12 protein-coding genes are annotated in these 15482 nt (G+C 41.4%); 11 read left to right on the forward strand and 1 reads right to left on the reverse strand.

The window, feature by feature from the left end:
• Window positions 1-63 precede the first annotated feature (63 nt).
• Together V7Q33_RS00505 and V7Q33_RS00510 are read left to right on the forward strand one after the other, a co-directional pair.
• Complete coding sequence (locus V7Q33_RS00505; RefSeq protein ID WP_331982146.1) at window positions 64-402, forward strand: DUF6249 domain-containing protein; 339 nt, start codon at window positions 64-66, stop codon at window positions 400-402.
• 65 nt (window positions 403-467) lie between these two features.
• Window positions 468-2900 (forward strand): ABC transporter permease, encoded by a 2433-nt coding sequence (locus tag V7Q33_RS00510; protein WP_333818573.1) that lies wholly within the window; start codon window positions 468-470, stop codon window positions 2898-2900.
• On the opposite strand, the gene V7Q33_RS00515 is transcribed toward V7Q33_RS00510, so the two are convergent.
• Window positions 2897-3598 (reverse strand): ComF family protein, encoded by a 702-nt coding sequence (locus V7Q33_RS00515; RefSeq protein ID WP_333818574.1) that lies wholly within the window; start codon window positions 3596-3598, stop codon window positions 2897-2899. The genes V7Q33_RS00510 and V7Q33_RS00515 overlap by 4 nt on opposite strands.
• Before the next feature lie 60 nt (window positions 3599-3658).
• On the opposite strand from V7Q33_RS00515, the gene V7Q33_RS00520 reads away from it, so the two are divergent.
• The 9 genes from V7Q33_RS00520 (at window position 3659) to V7Q33_RS00560 (ending at window position 15426) form a co-directional block, all read left to right on the forward strand.
• A complete protein-coding gene (locus tag V7Q33_RS00520; protein ID WP_333818575.1) occupies window positions 3659-4000 on the forward strand; it encodes a carboxymuconolactone decarboxylase family protein in 342 nt (113 codons plus the stop codon).
• Entirely contained in the window at window positions 3993-4367 is a 375-nt protein-coding gene (locus V7Q33_RS00525) for a hypothetical protein (RefSeq protein ID WP_331982134.1), read from the forward strand. Before V7Q33_RS00520 ends, V7Q33_RS00525 begins: the two co-directional genes overlap by 8 nt.
• A gap of 116 nt (window positions 4368-4483) precedes the next feature.
• Window positions 4484-7852, forward strand: a complete 3369-nt coding sequence (locus V7Q33_RS00530; RefSeq protein WP_333818576.1) for a hypothetical protein — start codon at window positions 4484-4486, stop codon at window positions 7850-7852.
• Window positions 7853-7869: 17 nt separating this feature from the next.
• The gene (locus V7Q33_RS00535) at window positions 7870-8274 is read left to right on the forward strand and encodes an ATP-binding protein (protein WP_331982128.1); all 405 of its coding nucleotides are present in this window, start codon (window positions 7870-7872) and stop codon (window positions 8272-8274) included.
• Window positions 8275-8694, forward strand: coding sequence for an rRNA maturation RNase YbeY (ybeY, locus tag V7Q33_RS00540; protein ID WP_333818577.1), 420 nt, complete (start codon window positions 8275-8277; stop codon window positions 8692-8694).
• Between the two features lie 140 nt (window positions 8695-8834).
• Window positions 8835-10697 (forward strand): tRNA uridine-5-carboxymethylaminomethyl(34) synthesis enzyme MnmG, encoded by a 1863-nt coding sequence (mnmG, locus tag V7Q33_RS00545; RefSeq protein WP_331979049.1) that lies wholly within the window; start codon window positions 8835-8837, stop codon window positions 10695-10697.
• Window positions 10694-11581: a class I SAM-dependent methyltransferase gene (locus V7Q33_RS00550; RefSeq protein ID WP_333818578.1), complete on the forward strand. Its 888-nt coding sequence runs from the start codon at window positions 10694-10696 to the stop codon at window positions 11579-11581. Before mnmG ends, V7Q33_RS00550 begins: the two co-directional genes overlap by 4 nt.
• Window positions 11578-13278: an Ig-like domain-containing protein gene (locus V7Q33_RS00555; RefSeq protein WP_333818579.1), complete on the forward strand. Its 1701-nt coding sequence runs from the start codon at window positions 11578-11580 to the stop codon at window positions 13276-13278. The genes V7Q33_RS00550 and V7Q33_RS00555 overlap by 4 nt, the downstream gene beginning before the upstream one ends.
• A 255-nt stretch (window positions 13279-13533) precedes the next feature.
• Window positions 13534-15426: a tetratricopeptide repeat protein gene (locus tag V7Q33_RS00560; RefSeq protein ID WP_333818580.1), complete on the forward strand. Its 1893-nt coding sequence runs from the start codon at window positions 13534-13536 to the stop codon at window positions 15424-15426.
• The last annotated feature ends 56 nt before the right edge of the window (window positions 15427-15482 follow it).

The raw sequence follows: 15482 nt of genomic DNA on the forward strand, positions 1-15482 counted from the left end.
CAACATTTCGATGAGGGACTGTGTCTCACGCTCCAAACAGAAACAAACAAAATATAGAATAATATGGAGCACGTTCTTATGCCTATCGCCATCATCGGAAGTTTTGGTACCAGTATATATTTCTTTACCAAGGTGCTTACCGATTACATCCTTAAAAAGAAAATGATTGACAAGGGGTATGTTAATGAAGAGAGTCAATCAATATTCAAAGCGCACACGGCAGAGAATAAATTTTCTTCTCTTAAGTGGGGCCTCATCGCATTGTTCGGAGGTATAGCACTTATCGCTATGGACTATCTGGAAGTGAGCCCGGATTCTACTCTACCCTACGGAATGTTTGCCGTTGCGCTTTCAGCTGGTTTCCTGATCTACTACTTCCTGGTAAAACGTGAGATTAAGTGATCTCTGTTCGTTAGTTGATCTTCTTTATAAAACCCTCATTTCTTTTTCTCCCAAACCCCTATACCATGCTTAGAAATTATATACAGGTTGCCTTGCGCAATCTGCGCCGGCATAAGTTTTTTTCTTTCATTAACATTTTCGGTCTTGCCATCGGCATGTCTATCTGCCTCGGCATTATGATGCTGGTTGCCGACCAGATGATGTACGATCGGTACAATACAAAACGTGATCGCGTATACCGAATCATCACACGCTATCTTAATCCTGATGGCTCCATGTCGGGTAATGATATGTCTACTGCACCACAACCACTCGCCTCCATTCTCCAGGAAGAATATACAGGAATATCAAAAGCTGTGAGAATCCGCAGAGGTTTCGGCAATATGTGGCTGGATATAGAACCAGGGCGAGATATAAATATACCTTTATCGGGATTCTTTGTTGACCCGGAAGCGCTTGATGTTTTCGAATATGAATTAGAACTGGGTGATGCAAAAACTGCCTTGCGCGATCCATATTCTGTTGTGCTCACAAAAAATGCTGCAAAGAAATTATTCAGACAAGACAATCCACTGGGTGAAGTTATCAAGGTTGGCAAACTGGGCGACTATAAAGTTACCGGTGTGCTGAAAGACAACGGCCGGAAATCGCACATTGTGTTTGAAGGTCTTGCATCTTATTCGACCATCAAAAGTCTGGAAGCAGACAGCACCTTTAACAGCGCCGATTCAGGTTGGGATAATTTTACAGCCGGTTGGGTATATCTTTTGCTGGAGCCTGGACACACAGCTGATGAAGTGGAAAGCAAGCTGAGCACCATTGCAAAAAAACAACAGCAGGCAACACAACCAGGTGACAAGCAACCGCGCGGCTATATTTTCTATCTGCAAAACCTTTCAAGCATAACGCCCGGGCCGTTCATCAATAATCCGATCGGGCCTTTTATGCCCATGCTCTTTGTATATTTTTTTGGTGGGCTCGCGCTAATTATCATGATTACTTCGTGTTTTAATTACACAAATCTCTCCGTTGCACGTGCATTGACCCGTGCCCGAGAGATTGGTGTGCGAAAAGTAAATGGTGCTTTTCGCTACCAGATTTTCTTTCAGTTTATTTCAGAAGCTGTCATCATTTCACTCTTCGCGTTGGCACTCTCCCTTCTTTTTCTGCTCGCGGTAAAACCTTTCATGCTCAACCTGCAATTTGCCAAAGCACTGAAGTGGGACCTGGAGGGCAACGTGTATGTGTATGGTATATTTGCATTGTTCAGTGTAGTAATCGGTATGCTTGCAGGTTTCTTTCCGGCAGTAATTCTTTCAAAGTTTCAGCCGGCCAAAGTGTTAAAGAATATTTCGGGTATGAAGCTCTTCTCTCGACTGGCGTTGCGAAAATCTTTGCTGGTGATTCAGTTTACCCTTTCTCTCATCTTCATTATTTCAGTGTTGTTGTTGTATAACCAGTTACAACTTTTCGTTCGGGCCGATCATGGTTTTTCGATGGAGCGCAAGATCAACGTGCGACTGAGCAACACATCGTATGCTTCACTCAAAACGCAACTCAACACATACAGCAATATTGAAAATGTAGCCGGAGCGTCACACATGCCTGCCATAGGAGTTACGTATGGCGATGGCTTCAAAAGAGAACTACAGGAAAAAGACAGCAAATTGCTGGATTACTTTTTTGTTGATGAAGATTACCTGGCAAACATGGACATACAATTGGTAGCAGGAAAAAATTTCGATTCACAAAACGTTGAGCACAATAAAAAATCTATTCTCCTGAATGAAGAAGCCGTAAAAGAATTTCAGTTTACTTCTCCTCACGATGCCGTCGGAGAAATTCTATATCTGCAGGAAGATTCATCCCGTTACGAAATTATTGGTGTAATCAAGAATTATAACCACCAGATGATGGTGAGCAAACTGGAAGCGATGGCATTGCGTTATGATCCGGAGCAATTCAAAATGGTGCAGGTAAAATATACCGGCCCGCACGATGAAGCTGTAAAAAATATCGAGGCGGCGTGGGCCAGGATCAATCCAACACTGAAAGTTGACTATAAAGATTTTGATGAGGAAGTGCGCTCATTTTATAAAACTGTGTTCAGTGATTTTGTGAGCATCATTGGCATTATCGCTTTCATGGCTATTGTTATCTCTTGCCTCGGACTATTGGGAATGGCTACGTATTTAACCGAAACGCGAATGAAAGAAATTTCCATTCGTAAAATTCTTGGTTCCAGCGATCGGGCCCTTGTTGTGTTACTTTCAAAAGGTTTCTTCATGTTGTTAATTTTTGCCATTGTATTAGCTGTTCCCATTGCCTGGTTGATTAACAACATGTGGCTGGAGCAGATTGCCTACCGAACAGAATTGAATTTTAATGTTATAGCATTGGGCGTGTTGATTCTCATTCTTCTGGGTGGTATCACCATCGGCTCACAAACTGTTCGCGCAGCATTCGCTAATCCGGTTGATAATTTGAAAAACGATTAGGCTTCAGCGATACTCGCCACATTTACTTCACAACATCCATAACGAAGCAATGCCTGTGCGCAAGCTTCTATCGTAGCACCAGTTGTAATTACATCATCCACCAGTAAAATCCTCTTGTTCTTAACCGCAAGAGGATTTTTCACGTGAAAAACTTCGTCCACATTTTGCCAGCGATTAAGCTTATTCTTTTTGGTTTGCGTCTCTGTGCTGATTTTTTTGATGAGCACATCATCTGAAAACGGAATGCCTAATTTTCGGGAAAGACCTTCGGCAAACTTGGCACTTTGATTATATCCTCTTTTTCGCTTTCGCGAAGGATGAAGCGGAACAGGAATAATGAGATCCGACTGATTCCAATCTGAAACGTCACTTAGTCTTTGACCTAAAACATTACCCAACATGATGCCTACATCGGGCTGGTTTTTATACTTCAGCGCATGCAACAGGTGTTGAATACGACTGGTCTTGGAGAATTTAAAAAGAGCCGTGGCTCTGCCGAGTTTAAAACGATTTGATAACCTGGTGTAAAGTGGATTTTCAACATCGCGATGGTAATTGGTTTGGGGAATCTCCAACATACATTTCGTGCAAACCAGATTTTCACCTTTTGCCAGCGAGTCGGAGCAGGCAATACAATAAGATGGAAAGAACAGCGATACAAAATCAGAGAAGATTTCTGCGATCAGAGAATTAGCCATTTTAGAAATATATTTGCCGGTAACTGATTTTCTAAAAGTAGATAAAAGAAAGAAAAAGTTATGGGACTCGTAGAAGATTTTAATGCCTATAGAAGCAAAATGAATGACAAGATCATGGCATCCGATAGCCTGATCATCAAACGAATATTTAATCTTGATACCAATGCTTATGCGGAAGGACACCTGGATGTAAAATCCAAAGAACTTATCGGGCTCACATGTTCGCTCGTTCTACGCTGTGACGACTGCGTGCGGTATCACTTGGGAAAGTGCAAAGAAGTCGGATTCACAACCGATGAGGTACACGAAGCAATGGGAGTTGCAACGCTTGTTGGAGGTACTATTGTTATTCCGCACTTGCGCAGGGCTTTTGAGTATTGGGAGGAACTTCAAAATGTTTAAGCGCGATCTTGAACTTGATCGAGCATGGGCTGCTCTTCTTGCCGAAATTGAAAGAATGGTTGGCAAGAAACCCAAAGATTTGAACGGTGTATTATTCCTCATCGGTGTTCAGGAACTTGGCAGAGGGAAAAAAGTATTCAGCAAAGAAGAGAAGCAAGACCTGATGCACATCGGGATATGTAAAGTGCTTAGTTACTCTGGTTATTACGAGTTGGAAGGACTCGACAAAGAAGGTTGGCCCCACTGGAAATTGTTAAAAAAATTACCACACTTCGACCTCCTTGAACAAGAGAAACTTTTGAAGATGCACGTGATCGAGTATTTCGAGAAAGAATATGATTGGTCGATACCCAAGCAAGGCGAATAGCCACAATCCGTTTACCCGTCAACGCTTTGTTTTGAAGATGGCAAGCCGCTATCTTAGAACTTGATCAACTTTAAATCAGGTTGTTGCGTTTTTGACTATAACTAAATATACATATTATGGGGGCGGGCGTAGAGCAGGTTCGTGAAAAAATAAAATCCTTCAAGCGAAAATATTATCTCAACATTTTCGTGAAGGGCATCATTCTGTCGCTATCAATCCTGGCGACTTACTTTCTTATCGCTGCGCTCATTGAGTATAATTTGTGGCTAAGCCCGTGGGCTCGATTTCTCATCTTCTTCACATTTATAGCGGTTGCTGTTTTCTGCACCTACCGATTTTTGAAAGAGCCACTAGGGTGGTGGATAGCCCGAAGAGGTTTAAACGAAGAGCAGAGTGCAAAGATCATTGGTAAACATCTGCCTTCCGTTAGCGACAAACTTCTAAACCTCATTCAACTCGATTCTTCCAAAACTGGCTCCGCACTAACCTATGCGAGCATCGAACAAAAGTCCCAAGATTTCGCCCCCCTGCAGTTCGATAGCTTCATCGATATTCGCGAAAACAGAAAACACCTCCGGTATCTCGCCATTCCCTTCATTGCAATTTTTGCCATCATTCTTTTCAACAGCAGCATACTTACACTGAGCACACAGCGAATCGTAAACTTTACGCAGCAATACTCTCCACAGGCTCCGTTTAAATTTTTGGTAAGTGAAAAATCGCTTACTGCGTTTTACAATGAAGATTTGACAATAAGCCTTCAACTTAATGGTGCAGCTGTTCCTGAAGATGCTTACCTGGTATCTGGAAATCAGCGTTTGAAATTAGACAACAAAGGAAACGGAGAATTCACTTATAATTTTGAAAAAGTGCAACAGGCCTTTGATTTTCAGATCGAAGCCGCAGGATTCTTTTCTGAAATGTTTCACGTGTCACTCATAAACCGGCCTGAGCTTACGCAGTTTACCATTGCACTTGAATATCCGCGTTATCTGCAGCGCCCGGCTGAAAAGCTGGTTAATTCAGGAAATCTTGAAATTCCGGAAGGCACCAAAGTCCAATGGAATATTTCAGCCGTAAATGCCGAACAGGCTGCAATTTTGTTTTCTTCTGAAAATGCTCCTAATAATTTACAATCATCTGATAATCATTTATTTACGTTTAAAAAAGAGTTTCGGAACCCCGATCAATACGAAATCGTGCTTGCGAATGATAAAAGCAAAAACAAAGAAAAAATATCTTACCGGGTTGATGTAGTTAAAGATCAGTTTCCTCAAATAGCCGTCAATAACTTTAAGGACTCAGTACTCTATCAGCGCATAATTCTGGGCGGATCATTGGGTGATGATTATGGTATTACACAGCTCACGCTTCATTACCGCATTAGAAACGAAAACCAGAAAGAGATACTCTCTAAATCGATAAATATACCCGTTGCCAAAAATCAGCTTCAACAGAGTTTCTTCTACAATTGGTCTGTCGATTCACTTGATCTAAACCCCGGTGAACAACTTGAATACTACCTACAGGTATGGGATAACGATGGTGTAAACGGAAGAAAATCTACCAAAACTGGCTACTATACATTTTTGATTCCTTCGAAAGATAACCTGGTAACAGAGATCAATCAATCGCAGTCACAAACCCAGCAGAAGATAAATCAAAGTGAGTCCAAGGCTAACAAACTGCAAAACCAGATTGAACAGGCACATCAGAAACTAAAAGGCAAGCAGAGCCTTGATTGGCAGGACAAGAAGATGCTGGAAGACATTATTCAGCAAAAGCAAAGCCTCGAGAATATGCTGGAACAGGCAAAGGAGGAAAATAAGCTTTTGGAACAAAAGAAAGAGGCCTTCACAGAACAAGACGAGAGAATACGGGAGAAAGCACAACAGATTCAAAAGCTGATGAATGAATTGCTGGATGAGGAAACGAAAAAACTCTTCGAAGAACTTCAGAAGCTTTTAAAGGAGAACACAGATATTACGCAGATTCAAAAAATACTGGATAAGCTCAACCAGAACACCAATAACCTGGAAAAAGAGCTCGAACGAACTCTCGAGCTCTTTAAACAGCTTCAATACGATTACAAACTGGATCAGGCTATTGAAGACATTAAAGAGCAAGTAAAAGACCAGCAGTCGTTGTTGGAAAAAACCGAGGAGCTGGAAAAGAACAAATCTGATAAAGGAAACAAACCGCAACAATCTGATAAATCTGATAAGGAAGAGAATAAAGACAAGGCTGGCGATAAGAACAATGAAGAAGGGCAGGAGTTAGCGAAAGAGCAGGAAAAGTTGAATGAAGAGTTAAAGCAAACGTCTGAGAAGATAGAAGATCTTAAAAAGATGGGCGGGGAACTGGATAAAAAAGATGAGCTTCCTTCTAAAGAAGATGCAAACGAGGCCCAAGAACAACAACAGCAAAGCAAGGAAATGCTTCAGCAGAACCAACCCTCTAAATCAAAAGCCCCTCAGCAGAAAGCCATCAAGCAAATGCAGAAAATGCAGCAACAGATGGAAGGCGCCCAAAGCTCTATGGAAATGGAAATGAACATGGAGAATATCGAAAGTCTTCGCCAGATCATTCACGGACTGGTAAAACTCTCTTTCGACCAGGAAGCTTTAATGAAGAATTTTTCTGAACTAAACCAAAGCGATCCTCGCTTTAATGGACTTGCCCAGCAACAATTGAAATTAAAGGATGATGCCCGGGTATTGGAAGATAGCTTACTGGCACTTGGAAAGCGTGATCCGTTTATGGGTTCCATTGTTACCAAAGAAGTTGGCGAATTGAATGACCACCTGGATAGAGTTATAGAGGCAAACAAGGAGAGAAGAAGGCCGCAAGCCTCCAGTGAAATGCAGGCCAGCATGACTTCTATCAATAATCTGGCACTAATGCTGGACGACCATTTTGATATGATGATGCAGATGATGGCCAATGCGCAGCCTTCCATGGGCAAATCCAAGCAGAAAGGACAGAAGCCTAGCCTGAGTCAAATGCAACAGCAATTGAATCAAAAGATTCAGGATTTAAAGGGAAGCGGCAAATCAGGGCGCCAACTCTCCGAAGAGTTGGCGGAAATGGCTGCCGAGCAGGAACGAATCAGAAAAGCGCTTCAGGAAATGCAGGAGAAGATGAAAGAGGATGGAAAAACCCCTGGTGGGGATCTTCCAGCTAAAATGGAGCAGACTGAAATGGATTTGGTGAACAAGCAACTGACTGATCAGCTCATTAAACGCCAACAGGATATTTTAACCAGAATGCTGGAAACAGAGAAGTCAATGCGCGAGCAAGACATGGATGAAGAGCGAAAAGGGGAAACGGCCAAAGACTATGACAAAGAAATACCAAAGGCATTTGAGGAATATTTGCGTCTAAAGGAAAAAGAAGTAGAATTGCTGAAAACAGTTCCACCAAAGCTTTACCCTTACTATAAGAAAGAAGTAAGCGAGTATTTTAAAAGAATGAACAACCAATAACAAGGACAACACGGCACATGAACACGATCAGCATCCAGGTTCCATCGTTGATGGAAAACATTAGAATGATTGAAAGCTTTATTGACAATGCAAAGGAACGTTTCCACCTGGACGATGACATCTACGGAAACATTATGATTGCTGTAACAGAAGCCGTGAACAATGCCATTAAACATGGCAATGCCAGTGATAAATCAAAGAATGTGCACTTGAGCCTTTCGTTGGAAGACAGCATGATCAAGTTCACAGTGAAAGATGAGGGCAAAGGATTTAACTATGACAATCTTCCAGACCCTACAGCACCGGAGAACCTTGAAAAGCCAGGTGGCCGTGGTATTTTCCTCATGAAGCACCTTTCCGATGAGGTTGACTTTAAAGAAGACGGTCGCGTTGTTGAACTTAGCTTTTATATGAATTCCTAAATGGCTCAGGTACGTTTCTTTACCGAAGACATCAAGTTCAGGTTACCTCATCCCATTAAAACAGGCCGTTGGGTAAAAGCTGCAATCAAGGCTGAAAAGAAAAACCCCGGAAACCTGAATTTCATATTCTGCTCAGATGAATACCTCCGGGAGATAAACATCCAATATCTCAGGCATAAGACTTACACAGATATCGTCACCTTCGACTCTAGTGAGGAAAAAGACATGATAGAAGGCGACATCTTTATTAGCATACACCGCATAGAGGAAAACGCCCTCAAATTCGACAGACCCTTTGATGAAGAGCTCCACAGGGTAATAATTCATGGCGTTCTTCATTTAATAGGCTATTCCGACAAGACCCCTCAGAAACAAAACACTATGCGTAGAAAAGAAGACTCCTATCTATCTTTGCGATAGGTTCCACGTGAAACACATATAGCTCTCTCCAAAACAAGGGATTACTGTTCCACGTGAAACACAAATGTGGAAATGTGGAAGATTTTTGTGGGCAACTTTTTGTTCCACGTGAAACAACAATGAAATACTAAGCTTTTATGATATTCTCAGAGTATGATGTTATAGTAGTAGGGGCTGGCCACGCTGGATGTGAGGCCGCACATGCTGCCGCTTCAATGGGTTCAAAGGTTCTCCTAATAACAATGAACATGAATACCATTGCCCAGATGTCCTGTAATCCGGCAATGGGTGGCGTGGCCAAAGGGCAAATTGTTAGGGAGATTGATGCATTAGGAGGATTATCAGGGATTATATCCGATAAGTCTATGATTCAATTCAGAATGCTGAATAGATCAAAAGGTCCTGCTATGTGGAGTCCAAGAACTCAAAACGACCGTATGCGCTTCTCAGAAGAATGGCGCTTGGCTTTGGAGCAAACTTCAAACATCGACTTTTGGCAGGAAATGGTGAAAGAAATCCTAGTGAAGGATGGCAGAGCCGTAGGAGTGAAGACAAACCTTGGAATCGAGATAAAATCAAAAACTGTAGTCCTTACCAATGGAACTTTCCTGAATGGTAAGATTCATATAGGGGAAAAGAACTTTGGAGGTGGCAGAACAGCAGAAAATGCAGCTACTGGATTAACAGAACAACTCGTAAGCCTGGGTTTTGAAGCAGGGAGAATGAAAACCGGAACCCCACCCAGAATAGATGGTAGAAGTTTAGACTATTCGAAGATGGAAGAACAGCCAGGAGATGAAAACCCTGGTAAGTTCTCATACACCGATACAAAACCTCTCGCTAAACAAGCAAGCTGTTGGATCACCTACACAAACGATGTGGTGCATGATGAATTAAAAAAGGGATTCGAAAAATCCCCCATGTTTCAAGGTCGTATTAAAGGTCTTGGCCCTAGATATTGCCCATCGATAGAAGATAAGATAAACCGATTCGCCGAACGTGAACGTCATCAGATATTCGTAGAACCAGAAGGATGGAGTACGGTTGAAATATATGTAAATGGTTTTTCTACATCTCTGCCTGAAGATGTTCAGTATAAAGCTCTCACCAAGATTCCAGGATTTGAGCATGCCAAAATGTTCAGACCAGGCTATGCCATAGAATATGATTTCTTTCCCCCCACTCAATTAAATCTCAGTCTTGAAACGCAGCAAATTCCAAACTTGTTTTTTGCAGGCCAGATAAACGGAACAACCGGATATGAAGAAGCAGCATGTCAAGGATTAATAGCCGGCATAAACGCCCACAATAAAGCCCATAAAAAAGACGCGTTCATTCTGAAAAGATCAGAAGCATACATAGGCGTATTGATTGACGACCTGGTAAGCAAAGGCACACAAGAGCCTTATAGAATGTTTACTTCCCGAGCCGAATACCGCATTCTGTTACGACAAGACAATGCAGACCTGCGATTAACTGAATTAGGATATAAAATTGGTCTGGCAAGCGAAGATCGATACCAAGCCGTGTTAAGAAAGAAAAGTCAGGTTGATACCCTGCTTCAGGAATTAAAAAAATTAAGAGTAAGTCCTGATGCAATAAACCGGGAATTAGAAAATCTCAATACCTCGGGTATACAAGAGAAAGTCTCGGTGGCTCATCTTTTAAAGCGGCCTCAATTGGGAATACCGGAGACAAAATCATTAACCCCGGAAATAAAGGACCTGATGAATAAATACACGGATGAAGTACAGGAGCAAGCCGAAATCACCATTAAGTACGAGAGCTACATTGACAGGGAACAAAAACTTGCCGAGAAGATCGGAAACCTGGAAGATTTCAAAATAAAATCAGATTTTGATTACGACCGTGTAAAAGCCCTCTCACTTGAAGCCAGGGAAAAGCTAAAGAGGATCAAACCAGAAACACTTGGCCAAGCCACACGCATAAGCGGAGTTTCACCATCAGACATTTCAGTTCTTACCATCTATTTAGGAAAATGACAAGTATTACTTCATGCCCAATTTGCGGAAACAATTTACTTAGGCCCTTTCTTCAATGTATAGACTACACTGTATCGCATGAAAAGTTCAGTCTCCATAAATGTAGCACATGCAATTTCACATTAACATCACCAAGACCGACAGACGAAGTTATCGGTAGCTATTATCTGTCCGATGATTATATATCCCATAGCAATAAAGCAACCAGCATCATCGATCACTTATATCTTCTTGCACGCAAATTTACTTTGCGCTGGAAAATCAATCTATTAGCAAAAAACAGTGAGGGCTCGAGAAAACGCATACTTGATTATGGTTCCGGCACTGGAGCTTTTCTTCAATATTGCACCAGCCAGGGATGGGCAGCATCCGGTGTTGAACCATCAGAAAATGCCCGATCTTTTTGTCAAAAAAATAATCAACTATCTGTATATCAATCAATTAATGAAATAGAAGAAGATAAATTCAACGCGATAACACTCTGGCATGTTCTGGAACACATCCCTGATCTCGATTGCATACTTCAGCAATTGAAATCAAAGCTATCATCAACGGGTACTCTGTTCATTGCTGTACCAAACCACACAAGCTGGGACGGCCGACATTATAAAGAATATTGGGCAGGCTACGATGTTCCCCGACACCTCTGGCATTTTTCACGTGAAAACATGGACAAGCTTCTGAATAAGAATGGACTAACGGTAACAAAGGTTATTCCCATGAAACTTGATGCTTACTATATATCATTGCTTAGCGAAAAGTATAAAAGAAAAAAATCAACCATATTCGGAATGATAGTTGCGTTTATTAACGGAACAAGATCTAACTGGCAAGCAGCCAGAACGGGAGAATATTCAAGCCTGATTTATATTGTGAAAAGATGACCTTTAAAAAAAATCTGCACTGGTTCCTATATCCCTTATTTCTTCTTAGCTGTGCAAGACAGACAGCTCCGACCGGAGGTCCTAAAGATACCATACCACCACACCTGATAAAGGCGATTCCTCCTAAAGGCCAGACAAACTTTCGTGATAATAAACTTGAGCTCCTATTTGATGAGGCGATAGCAGTTAACAATCCCAAAGAACAAATTATCATCACACCCGACATTGATAAAGAATATGATGCTACCGCCAAGAAAAACAGAGTTATTGTTTCACTTAAGAAGAAACTGAAGGACAGTACAACATACTCATTCAACTTTCGCGATGCTGTTCAAGATATTACAGAGAAAAATTCTGCCGTGAACCTGAAAATTGCCGTTAGCACAGGCACCTATATCGACTCACTTGTTATTGCTGGTCGTGCGGTAGATCCGGTCACTAACAAGGAACTTAAAGACATCACAATTGCATTATATCAATCTGATACCTTCAACATCTTTAAACACAAACCAGTCTACTTCACCAAGAGTGATCAAAAAGGAAATTATACCTTAGAAAACCTTAAACCGGGGTATTATAAAATTTATGCCATAGATGACAAGAACAGAAATCTTGTAGCCGACAGTAAATCCGAACTGTATGGATTCCTCTCCGATAGTATATACCTCACAAAGAACTTAAAAGGAACTTCAATCCCACTCATAAAACTTGATTCACGAACGCTGAAGCTCACCAACTCCAGACCGTATAATACCTATTACAACATCAAACTATCCAAGAGCCTTACCCGATACAAGCTCACAGCACCTGGAGAAATAATCATTTCATCGTTTGGAGACGATCCTGCGAACATAAAAGTCTACAACACTTTCAATACAAAAGATAGTGTGGCAGTAAAGCTCCATGGATTAGACAGTATAGCAAATACTATCGACACTACTCTCTATGTTAAATTTAGTGAACGTCAGGTTAAACCGGAAGCATTCAATTCCAAGTCCGACGGTTTTAGAGTGATAATCAACAAAGGCACAATACATGGAAGAATACTCTTTAACAAGCCTCTCCTGGACATTCGTTACGACAGTATCCTGTACAGAGTAGATACATTAAACACCATCACATTTTCACGTGAAAACTTCCAGTGGGACAGCCTTCATAATATTCTAACCATTCATAAGGCCTTTGACAAAAAGATATTCGTCAAACCTGAACAGAGTAAAGAGCAAAAAGCTCAACAAGCAAAACCCAAAGCAACACCTGACATTAAAAGTCAAGCGAAAAAAAATATTAATAATGAGTTATACTTCGGCAAGGGGGCCTTCGTGAGTATAGAACTGGACAGCACCAAACAATCTAGCGAACAATTAAAGCCACTAGCACTTGAAGAAACGGGAATCATCTTCACCGAAATAAAAACCAACCAACCAAATTACATCGTCCAACTTCTAGACAAATCATTCAAGATCGTTCAGTCATCCAGCAATAATCAAAAACCCGCCTTCGAAGATCTTTCTCCTGGTGAATACCAGATACGACTCATCATTGACATTAATAATGATGGCAAGTGGACACCCGGCAATTTTTACAAAAAAGAAGAGCCAGAACCTATACGCTTCTACAGAAATGAAAAAGGAAATCCATTCATCAATTTAAAAGCAAATTGGGAGGTAGGTCCTCTGTTGATAACATATCCATAACTTGTTAATACATGTTGAAAAACGATGACAAACTATTAACAAAACGGTGACGTTACAGAGTTATAAACAGTCTTGTGGACATACCCATACTTACCAACACACACTAACATCAACTTCTATCCACACCTCCGTCATCCACACCTCTCAAGTATGTTTATAACTTCTTAACCATTTGATAAAGAGATTTTTAAAACGTAATTTAATTCTACATTCATTCAACAGAGAGGCGGGAACGAGAATTATCCACATTTCGACATGACTAATTATAAATACTATATATATAATATAATACATATTAATAATACACGTGGAATTGCGCTCTTCCTAATCGTGCTTCTTCACGGGAGTTCTCTCTTTGCTCAAAACCAATCGGAAATACAACTTGCCAATGAATACCTGCTTCGCGGCGACAAAAAAAAAGCAGCCGAGCTCTATCGCGAGCTTTCCAAACAAGATGTGAACAACTCTTTTATTTATAACAACTACATCAATACGCTGCTCGATCTGGGCACATATGATGAAGCACAGAGTTATCTAAAAAAATTATCGAAAAGAGAGCCAGACAACATTCAGTATAAACTGGATATGGGCCTGATATATATGCGGTCGGGCGATTTGCAAAAAGCTGATCACTACTTCCGCGACCTTATTGCTGAAAATAAAATGAATGTGCAACGCATTAAAATGATGGCAGAATTTTTCTCATCGCGTTCACTCATCGACTACGGCATTCTTGCATTAACGGAAAGCCGAAATTTTTTAAATAATCCGAATCTCTTTAGTCTTGATCTGGCCATGCTTTATCGCCTGAAAGGCAACCAGGATAAAATGGTGCAGGAATACCTGAACTATGTAACGCAAACCTCTGCCAACATTCAATATGTGAAGAACGTGATGCAGGCTTTGCTCACAGAGCCGGAAGAGCTGGCAAGCCTCGAAAAACTTTTATACGATCGCGTACAGGAATTTCCAGATGTGGAAGTTTACTCCGATTTGTTGATATGGGTAACGATGCAGCAAAAAAATTTCTATGCGTCATTTGTTCAGGCCCGCGCATACGACAAACGCTACAAGCACGATGGTGAAAAAAGCATGGAAGTGGCCCGTGTAGCACTAGACAATGAGGATTACGACAACGCAGCTAAAATTTATCGCTACATCATTCGCGAGTACAACAAGACCCCAAACTACCTGATGGCAACGTTGGGGCTTATCCGTACACGAGAGGCCCGACTCCGAAAAACCTATCCGGTAAGTACAGACTCGGTAAAAACGCTTGTAAGCGATTACAAGAAGTTTATAAAGCAATATCCTGATAACGCCAATGCGCTGGAAGCGGCCCGAAGCGAGGCTTCACTTTTTGCCAATTATCTCGACCAGAAAGATTCTGCCATTATTATTCTCAATAAGCTGATTGCAAACCCGCGCACATCAACGTATTTGCGCTCCAAGGCGAAACTTGATCTTGGCGATATCTATCTTCTGAAAGGAGAACCATGGGAATCAACATTGTTGTATTCGCAGGTCGAAAAAACACAAAAAGAAAATCCCGTAGGGTATGAGGCAAAACTTAAAAATGCAAAGCTCTTTTACTATAAAGGCGATTTCAGACTTGCCCAGGAACACCTGGATATTTTGAAAGAGGCTACAACACGCGAGATTGCCAATGATGCACTTGATCTGAGCATGCGCATCAAAGAAAACATTGCGTTCGATTCCGTGGGCGAGGCGTTGAAGGAATATGCTTCTGTAGAGCTTTTGTTGTATCAAAATAAAACTGATGAGGCCCTGCAACGGCTCGAAAAGTTAAAGCAAGGCTATTCATCTACTGGTAAGCCACTCACGAACCAATCGATTTTAGATGATGTCTACTGGCTCGAAGCCAATATCCGCATGAAACGGGGAGAGTTTGAAAACTCGCTCGCCCTTCTTCAAAAAATACAAACAGAGTTTCCCCAAGATATTCTGGCAGACGATGCGTTCTTTCTTCAGGGTGAAATTTATGAGCGCCAGCTCAGGAACAAGGAGAAAGCTATGGAAATCTATCGCGAGTTCCTGAATAAATACCCGGGCAGCGTGTATGCAGCTGAAGCACGAAAGCGATATCGCACTCTTCGGGGCGATTTTACAGAACAGCCGCAGCTTTAAACAAAACCCTATCTTTTTGCAAAATGCGCTGATGTTAGCCGAATTAATAAAAGCTT

Origin of the sequence: Ohtaekwangia sp., assembly GCF_036786105.1 — a bacterium.
Lineage (GTDB): Bacteria > Bacteroidota > Bacteroidia > Cytophagales > Cyclobacteriaceae > Ohtaekwangia.

Bases quoted from the DNA above. Each gene is read 5' to 3' on its own strand.
- ybeY (WP_333818577.1), top strand. From the start codon at position 8,275: ATGGCTCAGGTACGTTTCTTTACCGAAGACATCAAGTTCAGGTTACCT.
- V7Q33_RS00555 (WP_333818579.1), top strand. From the start codon at position 11,578: ATGACCTTTAAAAAAAATCTGCACTGGTTCCTATATCCCTTATTTCTT.
- V7Q33_RS00510 (WP_333818573.1), top strand. From the start codon at position 468: ATGCTTAGAAATTATATACAGGTTGCCTTGCGCAATCTGCGCCGGCAT.
- V7Q33_RS00550 (WP_333818578.1), top strand. From the start codon at position 10,694: ATGACAAGTATTACTTCATGCCCAATTTGCGGAAACAATTTACTTAGG.
- V7Q33_RS00530 (WP_333818576.1), top strand. From the start codon at position 4,484: ATGGGGGCGGGCGTAGAGCAGGTTCGTGAAAAAATAAAATCCTTCAAG.
- V7Q33_RS00505 (WP_331982146.1), top strand. From the start codon at position 64: ATGGAGCACGTTCTTATGCCTATCGCCATCATCGGAAGTTTTGGTACC.
- V7Q33_RS00525 (WP_331982134.1), top strand. From the start codon at position 3,993: ATGTTTAAGCGCGATCTTGAACTTGATCGAGCATGGGCTGCTCTTCTT.
- V7Q33_RS00560 (WP_333818580.1), top strand. From the start codon at position 13,534: ATGACTAATTATAAATACTATATATATAATATAATACATATTAATAAT.
- V7Q33_RS00515 (WP_333818574.1), bottom strand. From the start codon at position 3,598: ATGGCTAATTCTCTGATCGCAGAAATCTTCTCTGATTTTGTATCGCTG.
- V7Q33_RS00520 (WP_333818575.1), top strand. From the start codon at position 3,659: ATGGGACTCGTAGAAGATTTTAATGCCTATAGAAGCAAAATGAATGAC.
- V7Q33_RS00535 (WP_331982128.1), top strand. From the start codon at position 7,870: ATGAACACGATCAGCATCCAGGTTCCATCGTTGATGGAAAACATTAGA.